This window comes from Burkholderia sp. lig30, assembly GCF_000687455.2.
Lineage (GTDB): Bacteria > Pseudomonadota > Gammaproteobacteria > Burkholderiales > Burkholderiaceae > Burkholderia.
This window is the reverse complement of sequence record NZ_JGVW01000080.1, coordinates 101,523-122,665: the sequence shown is the minus strand read 5'-3', so window position 1 is coordinate 122,665 and position 21,143 is coordinate 101,523. Positions and strand designations below refer to the sequence as shown.

The window sequence follows — 21,143 nt, the reverse complement described above, 5'->3', positions numbered from 1 at the left end:
AGTGCGTCCGATGAGTTGGCAAAGCAAGTTCGCCTGCTGGCTGCTGCGCCGGCAGTTCCGGCCCGAAACCCTGCGTGCGGTGATCGACCCCGTCCGTGCGCGACGCTTCACCGAGTGGCGGATGCGGGTGCCGTACCGCGCGCCGTCCGGCTTCCGCCTGCGCGAATGCTACGGTGCGGGCGACGCGCCGCTGCGCGGCGAATGGCTCGAACATGCGCATCCATCCGCCGCGCGCGCGCACGGACGCATGCTGCTGTACTTCCACGGCGGCGGCTATTATTTCTGCTCGACCAAAACCCATCGGCCGATCGTCTTTGGCCTGACGAAGCGCGCAGGCGTGCGCTCGTTCTCGCTCGACTATCGCCTCGCGCCGGAAAGCCGCTTTCCGGCCGCGCTCGACGACGCACTGGCTGCCTATCGCCGGCTGCTCGACGCGGGCACGCCGCCGGAGTCGATCGTGCTCGGCGGCGATTCGGCGGGCGGCGGGCTCGCACTCGCGACGCTCGTCGCGTTGCGCGATCGCGGCGAACCGTTGCCGGCCGGCGCGATCCTGTTCTCGCCGTGGACCGATCTCGCGGCGACCGGCGAGACGCTGCGCGCACACGACGGCATCGATCCGATGTTCGCCGGCGCGGCGCTCGGCAAGGCGGCGAAGCTGTATCTCGGCGACACGCCGGGCACGCATCCGTATGCATCGCCGCTCTACGCGGATTTCACCGGCCTGCCGCCGCTGTTCATCCAGGTCGGCAGCACCGAGGTGCTGCTCGACGATTCGCGCCGCGTCGCCGAGAAGGCGAAGGCCGCGAACGTGCAGGTCGACATGGAGATCTGGCCCGACATGCCGCACGTGTGGCAGCTGTATGCGCCGATGGTGCCGGAATCGCGGCAGGCGCTCGACCGGGCGGCCGCATTCCTGCGCCGCGTCGCGGTCGAGCGCGCGGTTCAGTGCGCGGGCGAGGTGTCGATTGCCTGATAGGCGGCCCTGACCGCCGGCGAGCCATACTTGCGTTCCAGCCGGCGCACGGTGAAGTGGCCGCGCGCCATCTGCTGGAAGTGATCGATGAAAAGGGTGTTGACGGTCGCGCCCAGCACCGCGCCGATCGCCGGAATCGACTTGGCCGCCATCTGCTCGGTCACCTGTACCGAAAAGCGCGACGCGACGGTCTGCACCAGCCGCAGCACCGCGGCCGAGCCGTGCGCGGCGACCCCTTTCGACGAGAGGTCCGACGACGCCTTCGAGATCGCCTGCGCGAGCGCGCCGCGCAGCATGAAGTAGCCGAGATCGGCTTCCTCCTCCTTCCTGTCCGGGTTGCCGCCCATGCCGAGCACGGCGAGGCATTGCAGTTGCGCGTCCACCGACGACAGGTCCTCGCCTTCGCTGCGCGCGATGTCGCAGACCGAGCGGAAAATCAGCGTCGTCGTGACCGGCAGCTCCACCGGCAGCGCGACGAAGCCGAACGCGCCGCCGGCCGCGCCGGTCGTCGCGACCGCGAGCTTGTGCAGCAGGCTGCTCCGTCGCTCGCGCGTGCCGGTGCCGTCGGCGGCCGGCTTGCCGAGCGTGCGCAGCGCAATGCCCAGACATTTCCGCAGCGCCAGCTGGGTCGCATCGTTGATCTTGCCGGTCGCGACATCCGGCAGCTTGCCGATCATCTTCTCGACCGGCGCGCCGAGCAGGCTCGTCAGCTTCAACGTCAGCGACGGGCTCTCGAGCACGTGTTTCGCGCGCCGCAGCGCGTTCAGGTCATCGGTCGACAGCGCCGCCGCGCGGATTGAAATCGGTTCCATCTCTGTTCCTTGCAGCTTCGGCCAGGGTGCCGCCTGCCTGCCAGCTTACCGCGAGCGTGATAGAATTCGCCATTAATTGACACGTCAAAAGTTGCGCCTACAAACATGGCCGTCCATACCGCCGCCCACCATTCGAGCGGGCAAGTGCTGCCGTTCCGCGAATCGCTGCTTGCAATGATCGGCATCTCGTTCGTGACGATGCTCGTCGCGCTCGACCAGACCGTCGTCGGCACCGCATTGCCGACGATCGTCGGGGAGCTGAAGGGGTTCGACCTGTACGCGTGGGTCGCGACTTCATACCTGCTGAGCTCGGTGATCACCGTGCCGATCTTCGGGCGGCTCGGCGACTATTACGGGCGCAAACCGTTCGTCGTCGTGTCGATCGTCGTTTTCACGGGCGCGTCGGTGCTGTGCGGGATGGCGAACGACATGTTGTCTCTCGTGCTGGCGCGCGGCCTGCAGGGGATCGGCGGCGGGATGCTGGTCGGCACCGCGTTCGCGTGCGTTCCCGACCTGTTCCCCGATTCGGTGGTGAGACTGCGCTGGCAGGTGCTGATGAGTTCCGCGTTCGGCATCGCAAACGCGGTCGGCCCGTCGCTCGGCGGCGTGCTGACCCAGTATTACGGCTGGCGCTCGGTCTTCTACGTGAACCTGCCGGTCGGCCTGCTGTCGCTGTTCTTCGTCTACCGCTATCTGCCGCACCTGCGGCATGTCGAGCACGACACGAAGATGCGGCTCGACTGGCCGGGCGCGGTGTTGATCGCGCTGTCGCTCGGCGCGCTGCAGCTGTTCGTCGAATGGCTCCCGAAGCACGGCATCGCCAGCTGGCCGACGCTGCTGCTTGTCGTCGCGCTCGCCGCGGGCGGCACGCTGTGGTGGTGGGAGCGGCGCGCGGCGCAGCCGATCCTGCCGTTCGACATGTTCGGCAACCGCGCGCTGGCCGCGCTGTTCACGCTCGCGATTCTCGGCGGGTTTTCGATGTTCTCGCTGCTGTTCTATGCGCCGCTGCTGTTCCAGGGCGGTTTCGGCATGTCGCCGAAGGACGCAGGCCTCGTCATCACGCCGCTCGTCGTGTTCATCACGATCGGCAGCATCATGAACGGGCGCGTCGTGACCCGCATCCGGCATCCGAACGCGATGCTGCAGGTCGGCTTCGCGCTGTTCGCGTTCACCTGCATCGGCGTCGTCGTGTCGACGCATGCGACGCCTGCGTGGATGCTGATGACGCTGATGGTCGCGGGTGGCGTCGGCCTCGGCTTCGTGCTGCCGAACCTCACCGTGTTCGCGCAGCAGATGGCCGGGCGCCAGCATCTGGGCATCGCCACCGCGCTGCTGCAGTCGCTGCGGATGGTCGGCGGGATGCTTGGCACCGCGCTCACCGGCACGCTCGTCAACCAGATGTACGCGGGCGGCGTGCGCACGGCGCTCGCCGCCGACCACGCGACGCAATGGCAGGCGCGGCTCGCCGATCCGCAGATCCTGATCGACCGCGCGGCACAGGGCGGCCTCGTCGGGGAGCTGACGCGCGCAGGGCATAATGGCGCGCTATTGTTGGAGACGGCCCGGGAATCGCTCGTCGGAGCGATCCATCTCGGTATCGCGGTGGCCGCCGTCGTGGCCGTGTACGCGGTATGGCACTGCCGCCGGGTGCCGCCCGTCAGGTTGCGGCGCGCGGTCGAGCCGGGCGTCGCGGCAGATTGATCGAAACCAGGGAAACGAAGTCAGCGCATGGAAGAACAGGACCGCGTCGCGATCTTGCAGCAATTCGGACGGACTTACCGGGCATTCATGTCGGCGTTCGAGACGCACGTTGGCCAGCCGATGCCGCGCTGGCGCATCATGGTCGCATTGAACTCGCTCGACGGCAGCTCGTCGCAAAAACGGCTCGTCGAGATCCTGCGGATCGACCCGGGCGCGCTGACGCGCCAGTTGAAGGCGCTCGAGGCGCTCGGCTGGGTCGAGCGCGAATCCGACGCGCGCGACAATCGCGTGACGAACGTAAGGCTGACCGCGGACGGGCGCGCGGCGTTCGACGCGAGCCTGCCGCGCCGCAACGCGTTCCTGCACGAGACGATGGCGGCGATTCCCGACGATGCGCTGAACGCGCTGTCGGGCGCGCTCGCGATGCTCGAGGCGCGCATCGCCGAAGCCGGCACGCCGCCCGCGTCGCGCTGACGGGGCGGGCGTGTGCCGCCCGCCCGCGCGCGTTGCGTCAGAGCGTGATGCGGGTGCCGAGCAGTGCCAGGAACTGCGCGAGCCAGGCCGGATGCGCGGGCCAGGCGGGCGCGGTGACGAACGGCGCGTCGGTGATCGCGGCGTCGACCGGAATGTCCGCGTATTCGCCGCCGGCGAGGCGCACTTCGGGCGCGCAGGCCGGATAGGCCGAGATGCGCTTGCCGCGGATCACGTCGGCGGCGGCGAGCAGCTGCGCCGCATGGCAGATCGCCGCGACCGGCTTGCCCGCTTCGACGAACGCGCGCACCAGCGCGATCACCTTCGGATCGAGGCGCAGGTATTCGGGCGCACGGCCGCCCGCGATCGCGAGCGCGTCGTACTGCGCCGCATCGACGTCGTCGAATGCCGCATTCAGCGTGAACTGGTGGCCGGGCTTCTCGGTATAGGTCTGGTCGCCCTCGAAATCGTGGATCGCCGTCTTGATCCTGTCGCCCGCGCGCTTGCCGGGGCACACTGCATCGACCTGGTGGCCGACGGCCAGCAGTGCCTGGAACGGCACCATCGTTTCGTAGTCTTCGGCGAAATCGCCTGTCAGCAGCAGGATCTTCTTCACGGCCACGGCTTTCTCCTGTAAGGGGGCGTGCGGGACAAAAGCGCAGTGTACTCCGGCGTGCCGGATCCCGTGTGCCGGCCGCGCCCGGGACGGGGCGGCCGGCGTGTGCCGTCAGAAGAAGGTTTCGACCACTTCCTTGACGCGGTATTGCGGATCGAGCACGAGCAGCTGGCGCCACTTGTCGAAGGTCAGGCACGGATGCGAGATGTCGAATGCGATCATGTCGCCGACCTTCACGTCCGCGCCCGGCGGAATCCGCAGATACGCGTGCTGGTCCATCATGCCGGTCACGGCCCAGCCTTCGCTCGCGGCGACCTCGCGCGGCGCGGTGTCGCGGCCCGGACGGAAGTGGCGGGCGGGCTCGGGCAGGCCGGCGTCGAACGCCGAGTCGCGCTTGCCGAGCGCGACGATCGCGCGATCCGGCTCCGGCACCGACTGCACGTAAGCCCACAGCTGCAGCGCCGGCAGCAGCCCTTCGCCCATCTTGCGCGCGATCGGGTTGCGCGCGAACACGTCGGTCTGCGCCTGCCTGTAGATGCCGACGTCGTGCGTCAGGTAGCAGCCGGGGCGCAGCACCACTTCCGCGAAGCCCGCGTCCGATGCTTTCGAGAATTCCTCCGCGACGACGTCGTACCACGCCGAGCCCGCGCCGGACAGGATCGGCGGCGTGCGCGCGAAGCGGCCGGCGGCGGCCAGCTCGCGGGTCAGCGCGACCGCCTGCTTCAGGAACGCGCGGATCTCGCCTTCCTCCTTCAGCACACCTTCGTAGAGCTCGATGCCGGCGAGCCGCAGCGTGTCCGGATAGCGGGCGATCGCGTCGAGCACCGCGTCGCGCTGCGCGGCGTCGCGCACGCCGGTGCGGCCGCCCGGCACGCCCAGTTCGAGCAGCACGTTGAGCGGCTTGTTCGCATCGCCGAAGAAGCGGCCGAGCTGATCGACGCCGTCGACCGAATCGACGAGACAGAAGAACTCGAATTCCGGATCGCTCAGCAACTGGGCGATCATCGTCATGTTGTGGCGGCCGACCAGCTGGTTGGCGAGCAGCACGCGCCGCACCCCGCCGTGATACGCGGCCTGCGCCTGGTGCGCGGTCGCGAGCGTGATGCCCCACGCGCCCGCGTCGAGCTGGCGGCGGAACAGCTGCGGCGCCATCGTCGTCTTGCCGTGCGGCGCGAACTTCACGCCGTACTGGGCGACGAACGCCTGCATCCACTTCAGGTTGTGCTCGATACGGTCCTCGTACAGCACCGCGGCCGGCAGGCTGACGTCCTCGGCGAGCAGGTTCCATTCGAGGCGCCCCGCCTGTTCGAGCGGCACGCTGGCGCTCGGCAGATTACCGAGGCCCTTGCCGAGCGGATCGATTTTTGCGTCCTGATAGTTTGTAACTTTCATGTCATCTCGCTCCATCATTGATATATATTTAGCCGGCGTTGACACGCAGATAGTACAGAAAGTAGCATCGGCGCGGTGATGTTATTTAGTAACATGGTGCGTTGCAACGATTGCCGCACCCCTTCCCGAAGATGAATATGCCAGCCTTTCCGCCCGCCGCCCAGCCGGTCGCTCAACCGGTCGTCGACATCGTCGCGCGGATCGCCGAATGCGCGCCCGAGTTGCGCGATGCCGAGCGCAAGGTCGCCGCGTTCATCCTGGCCGATCTGGCGCGCGCCGCGCACGCGAGCATCGGCGAGCTCGCGCGCGACGCCGAGGTCAGCGTCGCGACCGTCACGCGTTTCGCGAAGGCGGTCGGCTGCCGCGACGTGCGCGAGCTGAAGCTGCTCGTCGCGCAGGCCGCCGCCGTCGGCCAGCGCTTCCTGGCGCCGGCGGGCGGCGCGGAAGCGGGCGATGCGAGCCCGGCGTCGCTCGTCTACGACGATATCCAGGTCGCGCTCGCCCACAACCATCAGCTGCTGCGCCAGACGTCGTTTACCGCGGCCGCCGACCTGCTCGCCGGCGCGAAGATGATCTACGTGTACGGCCAGGGCGGTGGCTCGACCGCGCTGGCGGACGAGCTGCGCTTCCGTCTCGTGCGCTTCGGCCGGCCGGTCGCGAGCTACCAGGACAGCGTGCTGCAGCGCATGGTCGCGGCGACGGTGTCGCGCGAGCACGTCGTCGTCGCGCTGTCGGTGAGCGGGTGTGTGCCAGAGCTGATCGAAAGCTGCAGCCTCGCGAAGCGCTACGGTGCGAAGGTGATCGCGCTGACCGCGCCGGCGTCGCCGCTCGCGCAGCTTGCCGATCACCTGGTTCCGGTCGTCGCGTTCGAGACCGATTTCATTTTCAAGCCGTCGACGTCGCGCTACGCGATGATGATGGCGCTGGATGTGCTCGTCACCGAGGTCGCGCTGCGGCTCGGCGACACGTGCCGTGAATCGCTGCGCCGCATCAAGCACGCGCTCGATGCACACCGCGGCGGCGGAGACCGTCAACCGGTAGGAGACTGAGGAGACTGACATGCATTCGCACCCCGAAGCCGCCGATACGCTGATCGTCGGCGCGCAGCTCTACGACGGCACGGGCGCGCCGCCCGCCGTGCGCGACGTCGCGATCCGCAACGGCGCGATCGCGGCGATCGGCAACCTGTCGAACTGGCTGGCAGAGGACGTCGTCGATGCAAGCGGCCGCGCGCTCGCGCCGGGCTTCATCGACGTCCACACGCACGACGACACGCACGTGATCCGCTCGCCGCAGATGTTGCCGAAGATCACGCAGGGCGTGACGACGGTGATCGTCGGCAACTGCGGGATCAGCGCATCACCGGTGACGCTTGCGGGCGAGCCGCCCGACCCGATGAACCTGCTCGGCGACCGGGGCGCGTTCCTGTATCCGGCCTTCGCCGATTACGTCGCGGCCGTGAACGCGGCGCAGCCGGCCGTCAACGTCGCCGCGCTGGTCGGTCATACCGCGCTGCGCAACAACCAGATGGACCGTCTCGACCGCGCGGCGACCGGTGCGGAAATCGCCGCGATGCGCGCGCAGCTCGAGGAGGCGCTCGCGCACGGCGCGCTCGGGCTGTCGACGGGGCTTGCGTACGGCGCCGCGTTCGCTGCGCCGGCCGAGGAAGTGATGGCGCTCGCCGAGCCGCTCGCAAAGGCGGGCGCGCTGTATACGACCCATATGCGCACCGAGTTCGACGCGATCCTCGACGCGATGGACGAGGCGTACCGGGTCGGCCGTCACGCGCAGGTACCGGTCGTGATCTCGCACCTGAAATGCGCGGGCCCGTCGAACTGGGGGCGCAGTGCCGAGGTGCTCGCATCGCTCGAAGGCGCGCGGCGTTACCAGCCGGTCGGCTGCGACTGCTATCCGTACAGCCGCAGCGCGTCGACGCTCGACCTGAAGCAGGTGACGGGCGACATCGACATCACGATCACGTGGTCGGAGCCGCATCCGGAAGCGGCGGGCAAGCTGCTCAAGGCGATCGCGGCCGAGTGGGACGTGTCCGAACAGGAGGCGGCGAAGCGGCTGCAGCCGGCGGGCGCGGTGTACCACAACATGTCGGAGGACGACGTGCGCCGGATCCTGTCGCATCCGGCGACGATGGTCGGCTCCGACGGGCTGCCGAACGATCCGCTGCCGCATCCGCGCCTGTGGGGCGCGTTTCCGCGCGTGCTCGGGCATTACGCGCGCGAGACCGGCCTGCTGTCGCTCGAGGAGGCGATCCGCAAGATGACGTCGCTGACCGCACGGCGTTTCGGCCTTGCGCGGCGTGGTGAAGTTCACGTCGGCTATCACGCGGATCTCGTGCTGTTCGATCCCGATCGGGTGATCGATGCCGCGACGTTCGACCGGCCGCAGCAACCCGCGCACGGGATCGACGCGGTGTGGGTCAACGGCGTGCTGACCTGTCGCGACGGCCAGCCGACCGGCGCGCGCGCGGGCGGCTTCGTCGCGCGCGGTGCGCGGGTGCCTGTGAGCGACGCGGCTGCGTTCTGACGGGGCCGGCGCAGACAACCGATCTTCGTGCGCGCCGCGACCGGCGCGCGCATCCGCAACCGAGCGTTGCATGGGACCTGGGTGAGCGCTCGAGCGCCAACCCTGGTCGACACAGGAGTGAATCGATGAAGCGATATGGCGTAGGCGAAGCGAAGGGGACGGGCGGCCAGGTGATGCCGTTCGCGCGTGCGGTCGAAGCCGACGGCTGGCTGTACGTGTCGGGCCAGACGCCGATGGTGAACGGCGAAGTGGTCGAAGGCGGGATCGTCACGCAGTCGAAGCAGACGATCGAGAACGTGATCGCGATCCTGAAGGAAGCCGGCTACGGCCTTGAGCACGTCGTGCGTTGCGGCGTGTGGCTCGACGACGCGCGCGATTTCGCGTCGTTCAACAAGGTGTTCGTCTCGTACTTCGGCGAGCATCCGCCGGCGCGCGCGTGCGTGCAGTCGAGCATGGTGATCGACTGCAAGGTCGAGGTCGATTGCATCGCTTACAAGGCGCCGGCGAAGTAACGCGGCGTTTACCCGCATCGCACAGCGACACAGCCCGATCGGCTCGCGCCGGTCGGGCTGTGTCGTTCGGGCCTGCCGGCGCGGAGAGGCGGCTCGCGAGAGCCGCCTGTCATCGCATGCCGCTCACTGCCGCGCAGTACGCGCGTTATCCGGCATCGGCTGGTTGTAGTTGGTGCGGAACGGGTTGATGTCGAGCCCGCCGCGCCGCGTATAGCGCGCGTACACCGCGAGCTTCACCGGCTTGCACGCGCGCAGGATGTCGATGAAGATCCGCTCGACGCATTGCTCGTGAAAGCCGGTGTGGTTGCGATACGAGATCAGGTAGCGCAGCAGGCCCGCGTGATCGATCTGCGGGCCGACGTAGCGGATCTGCACGCTGCCCCAGTCCGGTTGCCCGGTGACGGGGCAGTTTGACCTCAGCAGGTCGGACACGAGCGTCTCCTCGACCGGCGCTTCGTCGAGCGCCGCGGTCAGCAGCGACGGATCGGGCTCGTAGATGTCGGTATCGAGATCGAGGCGGTCGAGCGACAGTCCGTCGAGCTCGTCCATCTGCAGCTTCGCGAAATCGTGCGGCCCGACGAGCTGCACGGAGACGCTCGCGCCGCAGGCGGCCGACACGTCGCGCTTGAGCGCGTCGCGCACTGCGTCGAGCGACTCGATGCGGGTCTGCGCGAACGAGCCGAGATAGAGCTTGAACGATTTCGATTCGACGATGTTCGGCGAATCGGCCGGCACGTAGAACGTCGCGACCGCCACCTGCGGCTTGCCGCGCGCATTCAGCCACGACAGTTCGTAGGCGTTCCAGATATCGGTGCCGAAAAACGGCAGCGGCGCGGTGATGCCGATCTGCTCGCGCGCGCTCGCGCGCGGGATCGGAAACAGCAGCGACGCGTCATACTGCGATGCGTAGACGGTCGCCTTGCCGAGCGGGGAGTGTTCGGGTTGCATGATGCGTCAGGTTACGACAGGAAAAGACGATAGGCCGGATTGCCGCTCTCTTCCCAGAACGGGTAGCCGAGCGCCGCGAGGAATCGGTCGAATTCGGCATGCTCGGCCTGCGGCACTTGCAGGCCGACGAGAATCGAGCTGTAGTCCGCGCCCTGGTTGCGGTAATGGAACAGGCTGATGTTCCAGTTCGGCGCCATCGACGACAGGAACTTCATCAGCGCGCCCGGCCGCTCGGGGAATTCGAAACGGAACAGGCGCTCGTCGAGCGCGAGCGGCGAGCGGCCGCCCACCATGTAGCGGATGTGCTGCTTCGACAGCTCGTCGCCCGTCAGATCGACGGCCGTGAAGCCGTGCGCGTCGAAATTCGCGGCGATTTCCGCCGATTCGCCGCGCCGCTTGATCTGCACGCCGACGAAGATGTGCGCCGACTGCGCATCGGCGATCCGGTAGTTGAACTCGGTGACGTTGCGGTCGCCGACGAGCGAGCAGAAGCGCTTGAAGCTGCCGCGCTCCTCGGGGATCGTCACCGCGAACACCGCCTCGCGCGCCTCGCCGACCTCGGCGCGTTCGGCGACGAAGCGCATCCGGTCGAAATTCATGTTCGCGCCCGACGTGATCGCGATGAGGGTCTGGTTCTCGATCCCTTCACGCTCCGCATAGCGCTTCGCGCCCGCGACCGCGAGCGAGCCGGCCGGCTCGAGCACGCTGCGGGTGTCCTGGAACACGTCCTTGATCGCGGCGCACAGCGCGTCGGTGTCGACCGTCACGACGTCGTCGAGATATTCGCTGCACAGCCGGAAGGTCTCCTCGCCGACGAGCTTCACCGCGGTGCCGTCCGAGAACAGGCCGACCTCGCTCAGCTCGACGCGTTTGCCGGCCTTGAGCGACTGCGCCATCGCGCACGAATCCTCGGTCTGCACGCCGATTACCTTGATCTCCGGGCGCACCGCCTTCACGTACGCGGCGACCCCGGCCGCGAGCCCGCCGCCGCCGATCGGCACGAAGATCGCGTGGATCGGCCCCTGGTGCTGGCGCAGGATCTCCATCGCGACCGTGCCCTGGCCCGCGATCACGTACGGATCGTCGAACGGATGGACGAACGTGAGGCCGCGCTCTTCCTGCACCTTGACCGCGTGCGCGTACGCGTCGCTGTACGATTCGCCCGCCTGGATCACCTCGACGGTCGGGCCGCCGTGCGTGCGCACCGCGTCCACCTTCACCTGCGGAGTCGTGACCGGTACGACGATCACCGCCTTCACGCCGAGGCGGGCCGCGGAGAACGCGACGCCCTGCGCGTGGTTGCCCGCCGACGCGGTGATGACGCCGCGCCCGAGCGCGTTGGCCGGAATGTGCGCCATCTTGTTGTATGCGCCGCGCAGCTTGAACGAGAACACCGGCTGGTTGTCCTCGCGCTTCAGGTAGACGGGGTTGCGCAGCCGGGCCGACAGGTTCCGGGCGGATTCGAGTTCTGTCTCGATCGCGACGTCGTAGACGCGTGCGGTGAGGATTTTCTTCAGATAATCGTGGGAGGCCATGGACGCTCGCGTGCAGTGCGGATGCAGACGTAAAAGATCAATGATAGCGCCTGGGCCCGCCTCGCAGCCGATTTCCCGGCATTCGCGCGCGCGTCGCCCCCGCGTTGCGGCTGCGCAAAAACACTCCGGCCCCCGATTTTTCGCGCTTAACCGGCTGGTTACCGACCGTCCGGACGGCCAGCGGGCGGCGAAAACCTTGCCCGGCGCGGCGCGGCGGGGTGCCGGGCGGCCCCGTGCGGCCGATTCTACGCCCCACGCGATGCCCGATCATGGGTTAGAATTCCGTTTTGAATCAAGGATCGGAAGATGCAAAGGCACCCTCGGATCGTCCATTTGAAGCCGTCGCCGCGCGCCGCCAGTCCAGCGGCGGAGCGGCACGCGCGCTGTGCGCGATCGTGCTGATGGCTCCGAGCGCCGCCAGGGCGCGTCGATCCGGAGCAGCGCTTCAGCGCTTGCTGCGGCCCCATGCGAAGCAGTCGCGCGCCTGGTAAGAGAACAGATTTCCCCAAGATTGCGCCCATGCGCTTGACCGACCGCCCCTTGTTAGCGGCGAGCGGCCCTCCGAGTCGTCCGAACATGAACGCACCACAAGTTTTCGATCCGCACGGCGCGGCTGCTGTTGTCGCCGCCGACCCCGCGCCCCGCCTGCGCGAGATTCCGTACAACTACACCTCGTTCTCTGATCGCGAGATCGTGATCCGCCTGCTGGGCGAGGAAGCCTGGGCCGTGCTCGACGAGCTGCGCGCCGAGCGTCGCACCGGCCGCTCGGCCCGGATGCTGTACGAAGTGCTGGGCGACATCTGGGTCGTGCGCCGCAACCCGTACCTGCAGGACGACCTGCTCGACAACCCGAAGCGCCGCGTGCTGCTGATCGAGGCGCTGAATCACCGCCTGACCGAGATCGAGAAGCGCCGCCGCGCCGACCTGTCCGCGAATCAGGACGACGCCGCCCGCGAACGCGCGGCCCGCGTGCAGATGCTCGCGGACGCCGCGCATCGCGCAGTCGACGCGTTCGCGCAGGAATTCGACCAGATGGCGGAATTGCGCCGCCGCGCGACGAAGGCGCTCGGCCGCTGCACGCAGAAGGACAACATCCGCTTCGACGGGCTGTCGCGCGTGTCGCACGTGACCGACGCGACCGACTGGCGGGTCGAGTACCCGTTCGTCGTGCTGACGCCGGACACCGAGGCCGAGATCGCCGGCCTCGTGAAGGCCTGCTTCGAGCTGGGCCTGACCGTGATCCCGCGCGGGGGCGGCACCGGCTACACGGGCGGCGCGGTGCCGCTCACGCCGTTCTCGGCCGTCATCAACACCGAGAAGCTCGAGCAACTGGGCGCGGTCGAGCTGACCGAGCTGCCGGGCGTCGCGCACAAGGTGCCGACGATCTTCTCCGGCGCGGGCGTCGTCACGCGCCGCGTGACCGAGGCGGCCGAAGCGGCCGGCTACGTGTTCGCGGTCGATCCGACCTCGCTCGACGCGTCGTGCATCGGTGGCAACGTCGCGATGAACGCGGGCGGCAAGAAAGCCGTGCTGTGGGGCACCGCGCTCGACAACCTGGCCTGGTGGCGGATGGTCGACCCGGACGGCAACTGGCTCGAAGTCACCCGTCTGGAGCACAACCAGGGCAAGATCCACGACATTCCTGTCGCCCGCTTCGAACTGAAGTGGTTCGACGGCGCGAGCGCGCCCGGCGAGAAGCTGCTGCGCAGCGAGACGCTCGACATCGAAGGGCGCCGTTTCCGCAAGGAAGGCCTCGGCAAGGACGTCACCGACAAATTCCTCGCCGGCCTGCCGGGCGTGCAGAAGGAAGGCTGCGACGGGCTGATCACGTCGGCGCGCTGGGTGCTGCACAAGATGCCCGCGCACACGCGCACCGTCTGCCTCGAATTCTTCGGCCAGGCGCGCGAGGCGATCCCGAGCATCGTCGAGATCAAGGATTACCTGTTCGAGACGTCGAAGAAGGGCGGCGCGATCCTCGCGGGCCTCGAGCACCTCGACGAGCGCTACCTGCGCGCGGTCGGCTACGCGACCAAGAGCAAGCGCAACGCGTTCCCGAAGATGGTGCTGATCGGCGACATCGTCGGCGACGACGCCGATGCGGTGGCCGCCGCGACGTCCGAAGTCGTGCGCATGGCGAACGGCAAGAGCGGCGAGGGCTTCGTCGCGGTGAGCGCGGAGGCGCGCAAGCGCTTCTGGCTCGACCGCAGCCGCACGGCCGCGATCGCGAAGCACACGAACGCGTTCAAGATCAACGAGGACGTCGTGATTCCGCTCAACCGGATGGGCGAATACACCGACGGCATCGAGCGGATCAACATCGAGCTGTCGCTGAAGAACAAGCTGCAGCTCGTCGACGCGCTCGAGGCGTTCTTCAGGACCGGCAACCTGCCGCTCGGCAAGACCGACGACGCAAGCGAGATCCCGAGCGCGGAGCTGCTCGAGGACCGCGTCCAGCAGGCGCTGGAGTTGCTCAAGCGCGTGCGCGCGCGCTGGGAATTCGTGCGCGACCGGCTCGACATGCCGTTGCGCGAGGCGCAGCACTACCTCGTGCAGCTTGGCTACGAGGCGCTGGCCGAGAAGTTCGCGGACCGCGTCGACGCGCAGCCGGGCGTGAACGTGTTCCACGTCGCGCAGGACCGCACGGTGCGGATCTCGTGGAAGCAGGAGATCCGCGCCGAGCTGCGCGCGATCTTCAACGGCGGCGCGTTCAAGCCGATCCTCGACGAGGCGCAGGCGATCCACAAGCAGGTGCTGCGCGGCCGCGTGTTCGTCGCGCTGCACATGCACGCGGGCGACGGCAACGTCCATACGAACCTGCCGGTCAACTCCGACAACTACGAGATGCTGCAGGACGCCCACGCGGCGGTCGCGCGCATCATGACGCTCGCGCGCTCGCTCGACGGCGTGATTTCCGGCGAGCACGGCATCGGCATCACGAAGCTCGAGTTCCTGACCGACGACGAGATCGCCGAATTCCGCGCATACAAGCAGCGCATCGACCCGCAGGGCCGCTTCAACAAGGGCAAGCTGCTCGACGGCGCGGACCTGCGCAACGCGTATACGCCGAGCTTCGGCCTGATGGGCTACGAATCGCTGATCATGCAGCAGTCCGACATCGGCGCGATCGCCGATTCGGTGAAGGACTGCCTGCGCTGCGGCAAGTGCAAGCCGGTGTGCGCGACCCACGTGCCGCGCGCGAACCTGCTGTACAGCCCGCGCAACAAGATCCTCGCGACGTCGCTGCTCGTCGAGGCGTTCCTGTACGAGGAGCAGACCCGCCGCGGCGTGTCGATCAAGCACTGGGACGAGTTCAACGACGTGGCCGACCACTGCACGGTGTGCCACAAGTGCGCGACGCCGTGCCCGGTGAAGATCGACTTCGGCGACGTGACGATGAACATGCGCAACCTGTTGCGCAAGATGGGCAAGAAGAAGTTCAATCCCGGCAGCGCGGCGGGCATGTTCTTCCTGAACGCGACGAATCCGCAGACGATCAACGCCGCGCGCAGCGTGATGATGGGCTTCGGCTACAAGGCGCAGCGCTTCGCGAACGACGTGTTGAAGAAGGTCACGACGAAGCAGACGCAGCATCCGCCCGCGACGACCGGCAAGCCGCCCGTCGTCGAGCAGGTGATCCACTTCGTCAACAAGAAGATGCCGGGCAACCTGCCGAAGAAGACGGCGCGCGCGCTGCTCGACATCGAGGACAACAAGATCGTGCCGATCATCCGCAACCCGAAGACGACGAGCGTCGATTCGGAGGCGGTGTTCTACTTCCCGGGCTGCGGCTCCGAGCGCCTGTTCTCGCAGGTCGGCCTGGCGACGCAGGCGATGCTGTGGGAAGCGGGCGTGCAGACCGTGCTGCCGCCGGGCTACCTGTGCTGCGGCTATCCGCAGCGCGGCGCGGGCCAGTACGACAAGGCCGAGCAGATCGTCACCGACAACCGCGTGCTGTTCCACCGGGTCGCGAACACGCTGAACTACCTCGACATCAAGACGGTGGTGGTATCGTGCGGCACCTGCTACGACCAGCTCGCGGGGTATGAATTCGACAAGATCTTCCCGGGCTGCCGGATCATCGACATCCACGAGTTCCTGCTCGAAAAGGGCATGAAGCTCGATGGCGTGAAGGGCACGCGCTACATGTACCACGACCCGTGCCACACGCCGATCAAGACGATGGACCCGGTCAAGCTGGTCAACGAGCTGATGGGTTCCGAGAAGGACGGCTACAAGATCGAGAAGAGCGAGCGCTGCTGCGGCGAGTCGGGCACGCTCGCGGTCACGCGGCCGGACATCTCGACGCAGGTGCGCTTCCGCAAGGAAGAGGAAATCCGCAAGGGCGCGGCGAAGCTGCGCGCCATTCCGGTCGTCGCGGGCGATGCGCCGGCGACGGGCGGCGCGGACGTGAAGATCCTGACGAGCTGCCCGTCGTGCCTGCAGGGCCTGTCGCGCTACAACGAGGACGCGAACATCGAAGCCGACTACGTCGTCGTCGAGATCGCGCGCCAGGTGCTCGGCGAGAACTGGATGGCCGATTACGTCGCACACGCGAACGACGGCGGCATCGAGCGCGTGCTGGTTTGATACGGGTGGTGCCTGCACAAGGAGCGACGATGGAATGCGTGTTTTGTCGTGAAGAGGGTGGCGAGGTGCTCTGGCGGGACGACGCGCTGCGCGTCGTCCTCGCGACGGGCGAATCGGACTATCCGGGCTTTTGCCGGGTGATCTGGCACGACCACGTCGCGGAGTGCTCGGATCTCTCGGACGCCGACCGCAGCCACCTGATGAACGTGGTGGTCGCGGTCGAGCGCGCGGTGCGGCGCGTGATGCAGCCGACCAAGGTGAATCTCGCCAGCCTCGGCAACATGGTGCCGCACATGCACTGGCACGTGATCCCCCGCTTCTCGAACGACGCGCATTTCCCGCAACCCGTCTGGGCGCCGCGCCAGCGCAGCGTGTCCGACGCGCTGCTGCGCGCGCGGGCCGCGCAAGCCACGTTGCTGCACAATGCGGTGCGCGAAGAGATTCAACGATTGTCCGATCCGAGGCAGGCATGAGCGGTTTGACTTCCACGACGCCGATTCCGTCAGGCGTCGTCGTGCACGCGGTGTCGCGCGTGCTCGAATTGCAGTACCCGAACGGCGAGAACTACCGGATTCCGTTCGAGCTGATGCGGGTCTATTCGCCGTCCGCGGAGGTGCGCGGACACGGGCCGGGGCAGGAAACGCTGCAGACCGGCAAGCGCGACGTGACGATCACGGCGCTCGAGGGCGTCGGCAACTACGCACTGCAGCCGACCTTCTCCGACGGTCACTCGACCGGCATCTATTCCTGGGATCTGCTGTACGACCTGGCGACCCGCCAGGATGCGCTCTGGCGCGACTATTTCGACAAACTGAAGGCGGCGGGCGTCGATCGCGACGCCCCGATGCCGGCGGCGGGCACGCCGCACGGCCACTGCCACTGAACGACGGCGCCGGTTTGCGGCGCCGTCTTGCCATTTACTGAGGATCAACGCGATGAGCAAAACCCACTTCGGCTTCGAGAGCATCGAGGAAACCGAAAAAGCGAAGAAAGTGGCGGGCGTGTTCCATTCGGTCGCAAGCAACTACGATTTGATGAACGACCTGATGTCGGCGGGCATGCACCGCGCATGGAAGGCATTCACGATCGCGCAGGCGAACGTGCGCCCCGGCTTCAAGGTGCTCGACATCGCGGCCGGCACCGGCGACCTGACGAAGGCGTTCGCGAAGGCCGCCGGGCCGACGGGCGAGGTCTGGCACACCGACATCAACGAGTCGATGCTGCGCGTCGGCCGCGACCGCCTGCTCGACAAGGGCATCGTGACCCCGTCGCTGTTGTGCGATGCCGAGAAGATTCCGTTTCCGGACAACTACTTCGATATCGTCACCGTCGCGTTCGGGCTGCGCAACATGACGCACAAGGACGCCGCGCTCGCCGAGATGCGCCGCGTCGCGAAGCCGGGCGGCCGCGTGATGGTGCTTGAATTCTCGAAAGTCTGGGAGCCGCTGAAAAAAGCCTACGACCTGTATTCTTTCAAAGTATTACCGTGGCTTGGAGACAAGTTCGCGAAAGATGCCGACAGTTACAAGTATCTTGCCGAATCTATCCGCATGCACCCCGATCAGGACACGCTGAAGACGATGATGGAACAAGCGGGCCTCGATGCCGTCAAATATTACAATTTGTCAGGTGGCGTGGTAGCTTTACACCTTGGAACCAAGTACTGAGGGGTTCTGTCCATACATTTGTCTTACATCTGGAGAAGCCGATGTCCGAATCTCGTTCGTTGTTCAACCGTAAAGAGCCGTCGAAGCCGTGGGCGCGACGGGTCGGCACGCTGCTGATGGTCGGCCTGCTGACGGCCGGCACGTTCGCGTCGCTCGATGCAGAGGCCAAGCGGATGGGCGGCGGGCGCAGCGTCGGCCGCCAGTCGCAGTCGATTACCCAGCGGCAGGCCACGCCGCCGGCGCAGCAGCCGATGCAGCAGGCCGCGCCGTCGCAGGCGCAGCGCGCGCAGCCGGGCGCGGCGGCACCCGCCGCGCAGCCGAACCGCTCGCGCTGGCTCGGGCCGATCGCCGGCCTCGCGGCGGGGCTCGGCATCGCGGCGCTGCTGTCGCACTTCGGCCTCGGCGGCGCGTTCGCGAGCATGATGGCGAACGTCATCGTGATCGCGCTGCTCGCGATGGTCGGCATCTGGGTGATCCGCAAGATCATGAACCGCCGCCGTTCGAACGAGCCGGCGTACGCGGCGGGCGGCACGGCGTCGTCGGCCGGCGGCCCGGGCGGTTACTCGCAGCAAGGCACGTCGTTCCAGTCGGGTTCGGGCAGCGGCTATGCGAGCGAGGCGCAGCAGGTGTTCGGCGGCGGCGCGCCGGCTGCGGCGCCCGCCGCAGCAGCGGTCCAGGTGCCGGCGGGTTTCGACACCGAGGCGTTCCTGCGCAGCGCGAAGGTGTATTTCGTGCGCCTGCAGGCCGCGTGGGATCAGGGCAACATGGCTGACATCCGTGAATTCACCACGCCGGAAATGTTCGCCGAGATCAAGATCGACCTCGACGGGCGCGGCAACGAGAAGAACCAGACCGATGTCGTGCAGCTCGACGCAGAGCTGCTGGAGGTCGATGATCGCGGCATCGGGCAGTCGGCGAGCGTGCGCTTCCACGGCCTGATCCGCGAATCGGCGGGCGCGCCGGCCGCGCCGTTCGAGGAAGTCTGGAATCTGTCGAAGTCGGGTGGGCAGGGCTGGCTGCTGGCCGGCATCCAGCAGCTCGGCACGCATTGACGGAATCGGCCCGGCCTGCCGCCGAGGCTTGCACTCGGACAGAGGGCTCGGCTGATCCGACGTTACAATAGAAACCCGCGCGGGCGTCCTGTCTGCGCGGGTTTTTCTTTCCTAACCCGATGACCTTTGCCGCCAAGCCTTTTGCTGCTGCTGTCAATCACCTGCTCGCGCGCGAATCCTGGGCGCGCGATCGCCTGATTCCCTACGCGGGCAAGACTGCCCGGCTCGACGTTCCGCCCGTGTCGCTGATGCTGCTCGTGCAGCCCGACGGCTATCTCGCCGCGGTCGAAGCCGGCGACGCAGGCCGTTTCGACGTGTCGATCGCACTTGCGGGCGATACCGTGGCGGCGTTCCTGCAAGGCGGGCAGGCGGCGGTGATGAAGCACGTGAAGATCGACGGCGACGCGGAGTTCGCGACGCAGATCGCGAAGCTCGCCGAACATCTGCGCTGGGAGCCGGAAGAGGATCTCGCGAAGCTGATCGGCGATGCGGCCGCGCACCGGATCGCGACGTTCGCGCGCGATGCGGGCGAACGCGCGCGCCGGACCGGACGCAACGTGCTCGATTCGCTTGCCGAGTATTGGCTCGACGAGAATCCCCAGGTCGTCCGGCGTGCGTCGCTCGCCGATTTCGACACCGAACTGGTGCGCGCGCGCGATGCGCTGGCGCGCGTCGAAAAGCGGATCGAACGACTCGAACACAGTATCGGCGCGCGTGCGGGCGGCAGCCCGCGCAGCGCGCATTGAGGGCCGCAGGGCATGCGCATTTTCCGTTTCATCAAGATTGTCTACACGGTCATCCGCTTCGGCCTCGACGAGGTCATGCTGTCGCGCATTACCGACCGGCGGCTGAAGCTCCTGTTGCGCATCACGACGATCGGCCGTCGCTATTCCGATCCGCCGGCGGTGCGCCTGCGCCGCGCGCTCGAGAGCCTGGGGCCGATCTTCGTGAAGTTCGGCCAGGTGCTGTCGACGCGGCGCGACCTGCTGACGGTCGATTTCGCGAACGAGCTGGCGAAGCTGCAGGACCAGGTGCCGCCGTTCGATTCGTCGGTCGCGATCTCGATCATCGAGAAATCGCTCGGCGCGCCGGTCGACGAGCTGTTCGACGCGTTCGAGCGCAACCCGGTCGCGAGCGCGTCGATCGCGCAGGTGCATTTCGCGAAGCTCAGGCAGGGCGTGCATGCGGGCAAGGCGGTCGCGGTGAAGGTGCTGCGCCCGAACATGCTGTCCGTGATCGACTCTGACCTCGCGCTGATGCGCGACATCGCGATCTGGACCGAGCGCCTGTGGGCCGACGGGCGGCGGCTGAAGCCGCGCGAGGTGGTCGGCGAATTCGACAAGTACCTGCACGACGAGCTCGACCTGATGCGCGAGGCCGCGAACGGCAGCCAGTTGCGCCGCAACTTCGCGGGCCTCGACCTGCTGCTCGTGCCGGAGATGTTCTGGGACTACTCGACGCCGAACGTGCTCGTGATGGAGCGCATGTCCGGCGTGCCGATCAGCCAGGTCGAGACGCTGCGCGCGGCCGGCGTCGACATCAAGAAGCTCGCGCGCGAAGGCGTCGAGATCTTCTTCACGCAGGTGTTCCGCGACGGCTTCTTCCACGCGGACATGCACCCCGGCAACATCCAGGTGAGCCTCGATCCGAATACCTTCGGCCGTTATATCGCGCTCGATTTCGGGATCGTCGGCGCGCTGTCCGATTTCGACAAGAACTATCTCGCGCAGAACTTCCTCGCGTTCTTCAAGCGCGATTACCACCGGGTCGCGACGCTGCACCTGGAGTCCGGCTGGGTGCCGCCGGACACGCGCGTCGAGGAGCTGGAAAGCGCGATCCGCGCGGTGTGCGAGCCGTATTTCGACCGTGCGCTGAAGGACATCTCGCTCGGCCAGGTGCTGATGCGGCTGTTCTCGACGTCGCGCCGCTTCAACGTCGAAATCCAGCCGCAACTCGTGCTGCTGCAGAAGACGATGCTGAACGTCGAGGGGCTCGGCCGCTCGCTCGACCCCGAGCTCGATCTGTGGAAGACCGCGAAGCCGTATCTGGAGCGCTGGATGACCGAGCAGATCGGCCTGCGCGGCTGGTTCGAACGCTTGAAGGTCGAGGCGCCGCAATGGAGCAAGACCTTGCCGCAGCTGCCGCGGCTGATCCATCACACGCTGGCGGCGCACCACAACGCACCGCGCGCCGCGAGCGAGGACCTGATGCGGCAGATCCTGGTCGAGCAGAAGCGCACCAACCGGCTGCTGCAGGCGTTGCTGCTGTTCGGGATTGCCGTGGGCGTCGGCGCGCTCGTCGCGCGGGTGCTGCTGGCAATCACGTACGGCACCTGA

The 21,143-nt window shown here is 67.5% G+C and carries 18 protein-coding genes; 13 read left to right on the top strand and 5 right to left on the bottom strand.

The window, feature by feature from the left end:
• The first annotated feature begins 10 nt into the window (after positions 1-10).
• Complete coding sequence (locus LIG30_RS14035; RefSeq protein ID WP_038713163.1) at positions 11-973, top strand: alpha/beta hydrolase; 963 nt, start codon at positions 11-13, stop codon at positions 971-973.
• On the opposite strand, the gene LIG30_RS14030 is transcribed toward LIG30_RS14035, so the two are convergent.
• Positions 943-1,785: an EcsC family protein gene (locus LIG30_RS14030; protein ID WP_038713161.1), complete on the bottom strand. Its 843-nt coding sequence runs from the start codon at positions 1,783-1,785 to the stop codon at positions 943-945. The two genes, LIG30_RS14035 and LIG30_RS14030, sit on opposite strands and share 31 nt — an antisense overlap.
• Positions 1,786-1,890: 105 nt before the next feature.
• Between LIG30_RS14030 and LIG30_RS14025 the strand changes: the two genes are divergently transcribed.
• Positions 1,891-3,486 carry an MFS transporter gene (locus LIG30_RS14025; RefSeq protein WP_038713160.1) on the top strand — a complete coding sequence of 532 codons (1,596 nt, stop codon included), beginning with the start codon at positions 1,891-1,893 and terminating at the stop codon, positions 3,484-3,486.
• Between the two features lie 27 nt (positions 3,487-3,513).
• Complete coding sequence (locus LIG30_RS14020; RefSeq protein ID WP_038713157.1) at positions 3,514-3,960, top strand: MarR family winged helix-turn-helix transcriptional regulator; 447 nt, start codon at positions 3,514-3,516, stop codon at positions 3,958-3,960.
• A gap of 37 nt (positions 3,961-3,997) precedes the next feature.
• Here the strand turns inward: LIG30_RS14020 and LIG30_RS14015 are convergent, their stop codons facing one another.
• Complete coding sequence (locus LIG30_RS14015) at positions 3,998-4,579, bottom strand: DJ-1/PfpI family protein (protein ID WP_038713155.1); 582 nt, start codon at positions 4,577-4,579, stop codon at positions 3,998-4,000.
• Between the two features lie 105 nt (positions 4,580-4,684).
• Positions 4,685-5,965, bottom strand: coding sequence for an amino acid deaminase (locus tag LIG30_RS14010; RefSeq protein ID WP_038713153.1), 1,281 nt, complete (start codon positions 5,963-5,965; stop codon positions 4,685-4,687).
• Positions 5,966-6,096: 131 nt separating this feature from the next.
• Here LIG30_RS14010 and LIG30_RS14005 point away from each other — a divergent pair, with 131 nt between their 5' ends.
• The 3 genes from LIG30_RS14005 (at position 6,097) to LIG30_RS13995 (ending at position 9,018) form a co-directional block, all read left to right on the top strand.
• Positions 6,097-7,014, top strand: coding sequence for a MurR/RpiR family transcriptional regulator (locus LIG30_RS14005; RefSeq protein ID WP_038713151.1), 918 nt, complete (start codon positions 6,097-6,099; stop codon positions 7,012-7,014).
• A 10-nt stretch (positions 7,015-7,024) separates the two neighbouring features.
• Positions 7,025-8,506, top strand: coding sequence for an N-acyl-D-amino-acid deacylase family protein (locus LIG30_RS14000; protein ID WP_038713149.1), 1,482 nt, complete (start codon positions 7,025-7,027; stop codon positions 8,504-8,506).
• A gap of 125 nt (positions 8,507-8,631) precedes the next feature.
• Positions 8,632-9,018 carry a RidA family protein gene (locus LIG30_RS13995; protein WP_006751946.1) on the top strand — a complete coding sequence of 129 codons (387 nt, stop codon included), beginning with the start codon at positions 8,632-8,634 and terminating at the stop codon, positions 9,016-9,018.
• Between the two features lie 123 nt (positions 9,019-9,141).
• Here LIG30_RS13995 and queF read toward each other — a convergent pair whose 3' ends face one another.
• Entirely contained in the window at positions 9,142-9,966 is an 825-nt protein-coding gene (queF, locus tag LIG30_RS13990; protein WP_038713145.1) for an NADPH-dependent 7-cyano-7-deazaguanine reductase QueF, read from the bottom strand.
• A gap of 11 nt (positions 9,967-9,977) precedes the next feature.
• Positions 9,978-11,501 carry a threonine ammonia-lyase, biosynthetic gene (ilvA, locus tag LIG30_RS13985; protein WP_038713144.1) on the bottom strand — a complete coding sequence of 508 codons (1,524 nt, stop codon included), beginning with the start codon at positions 11,499-11,501 and terminating at the stop codon, positions 9,978-9,980.
• Between the two features lie 576 nt (positions 11,502-12,077).
• On the opposite strand from ilvA, the gene LIG30_RS13980 reads away from it, so the two are divergent.
• The 7 genes from LIG30_RS13980 (at position 12,078) to ubiB (ending at position 21,143) form a co-directional block, all read left to right on the top strand.
• Positions 12,078-16,088, top strand: a complete 4,011-nt coding sequence (locus LIG30_RS13980) for a DUF3683 domain-containing protein (RefSeq protein ID WP_038713143.1) — start codon at positions 12,078-12,080, stop codon at positions 16,086-16,088.
• A gap of 29 nt (positions 16,089-16,117) precedes the next feature.
• A complete protein-coding gene (locus LIG30_RS13975) occupies positions 16,118-16,561 on the top strand; it encodes an HIT family protein (protein ID WP_038713141.1) in 444 nt (147 codons plus the stop codon).
• Positions 16,558-16,971: a gamma-butyrobetaine hydroxylase-like domain-containing protein gene (locus tag LIG30_RS13970; RefSeq protein WP_038713140.1), complete on the top strand. Its 414-nt coding sequence runs from the start codon at positions 16,558-16,560 to the stop codon at positions 16,969-16,971. The genes LIG30_RS13975 and LIG30_RS13970 overlap by 4 nt, the downstream gene beginning before the upstream one ends.
• Positions 16,972-17,023: 52 nt before the next feature.
• Positions 17,024-17,755 (top strand): bifunctional demethylmenaquinone methyltransferase/2-methoxy-6-polyprenyl-1,4-benzoquinol methylase UbiE, encoded by a 732-nt coding sequence (gene ubiE / locus LIG30_RS13965; RefSeq protein ID WP_038713137.1) that lies wholly within the window; start codon positions 17,024-17,026, stop codon positions 17,753-17,755.
• A 41-nt stretch (positions 17,756-17,796) separates the two neighbouring features.
• On the top strand, positions 17,797-18,807 hold the full coding sequence (locus LIG30_RS13960) for a Tim44 domain-containing protein (RefSeq protein ID WP_038713136.1): 1,011 nt from the start codon (positions 17,797-17,799) through the stop codon (positions 18,805-18,807).
• Positions 18,808-18,926: 119 nt separating this feature from the next.
• On the top strand, positions 18,927-19,553 hold the full coding sequence (locus LIG30_RS13955) for a ubiquinone biosynthesis accessory factor UbiJ (protein WP_038713135.1): 627 nt from the start codon (positions 18,927-18,929) through the stop codon (positions 19,551-19,553).
• Positions 19,554-19,565: 12 nt separating this feature from the next.
• Positions 19,566-21,143, top strand: a complete 1,578-nt coding sequence (gene ubiB, locus LIG30_RS13950; protein WP_038713133.1) for a ubiquinone biosynthesis regulatory protein kinase UbiB — start codon at positions 19,566-19,568, stop codon at positions 21,141-21,143.

Coding starts and splice junctions, on each gene's coding strand:
- LIG30_RS14035 (WP_038713163.1), top strand. CDS start 11: ATGAGTTGGCAAAGCAAGTTCGCCTGCTGGCTGCTGCGCCGGCAGTTC.
- LIG30_RS14030 (WP_038713161.1), bottom strand. CDS start 1,785: ATGGAACCGATTTCAATCCGCGCGGCGGCGCTGTCGACCGATGACCTG.
- LIG30_RS14025 (WP_038713160.1), top strand. CDS start 1,891: ATGGCCGTCCATACCGCCGCCCACCATTCGAGCGGGCAAGTGCTGCCG.
- LIG30_RS14020 (WP_038713157.1), top strand. CDS start 3,514: ATGGAAGAACAGGACCGCGTCGCGATCTTGCAGCAATTCGGACGGACT.
- LIG30_RS14010 (WP_038713153.1), bottom strand. CDS start 5,965: ATGAAAGTTACAAACTATCAGGACGCAAAAATCGATCCGCTCGGCAAG.
- LIG30_RS14005 (WP_038713151.1), top strand. CDS start 6,097: ATGAATATGCCAGCCTTTCCGCCCGCCGCCCAGCCGGTCGCTCAACCG.
- LIG30_RS14000 (WP_038713149.1), top strand. CDS start 7,025: ATGCATTCGCACCCCGAAGCCGCCGATACGCTGATCGTCGGCGCGCAG.
- LIG30_RS13995 (WP_006751946.1), top strand. CDS start 8,632: ATGAAGCGATATGGCGTAGGCGAAGCGAAGGGGACGGGCGGCCAGGTG.
- queF (WP_038713145.1), bottom strand. CDS start 9,966: ATGCAACCCGAACACTCCCCGCTCGGCAAGGCGACCGTCTACGCATCG.
- ilvA (WP_038713144.1), bottom strand. CDS start 11,501: ATGGCCTCCCACGATTATCTGAAGAAAATCCTCACCGCACGCGTCTAC.
- LIG30_RS13980 (WP_038713143.1), top strand. CDS start 12,078: ATGAACGCACCACAAGTTTTCGATCCGCACGGCGCGGCTGCTGTTGTC.
- LIG30_RS13975 (WP_038713141.1), top strand. CDS start 16,118: ATGGAATGCGTGTTTTGTCGTGAAGAGGGTGGCGAGGTGCTCTGGCGG.
- LIG30_RS13970 (WP_038713140.1), top strand. CDS start 16,558: ATGAGCGGTTTGACTTCCACGACGCCGATTCCGTCAGGCGTCGTCGTG.
- ubiE (WP_038713137.1), top strand. CDS start 17,024: ATGAGCAAAACCCACTTCGGCTTCGAGAGCATCGAGGAAACCGAAAAA.
- LIG30_RS13960 (WP_038713136.1), top strand. CDS start 17,797: ATGTCCGAATCTCGTTCGTTGTTCAACCGTAAAGAGCCGTCGAAGCCG.
- LIG30_RS13955 (WP_038713135.1), top strand. CDS start 18,927: ATGACCTTTGCCGCCAAGCCTTTTGCTGCTGCTGTCAATCACCTGCTC.
- ubiB (WP_038713133.1), top strand. CDS start 19,566: ATGCGCATTTTCCGTTTCATCAAGATTGTCTACACGGTCATCCGCTTC.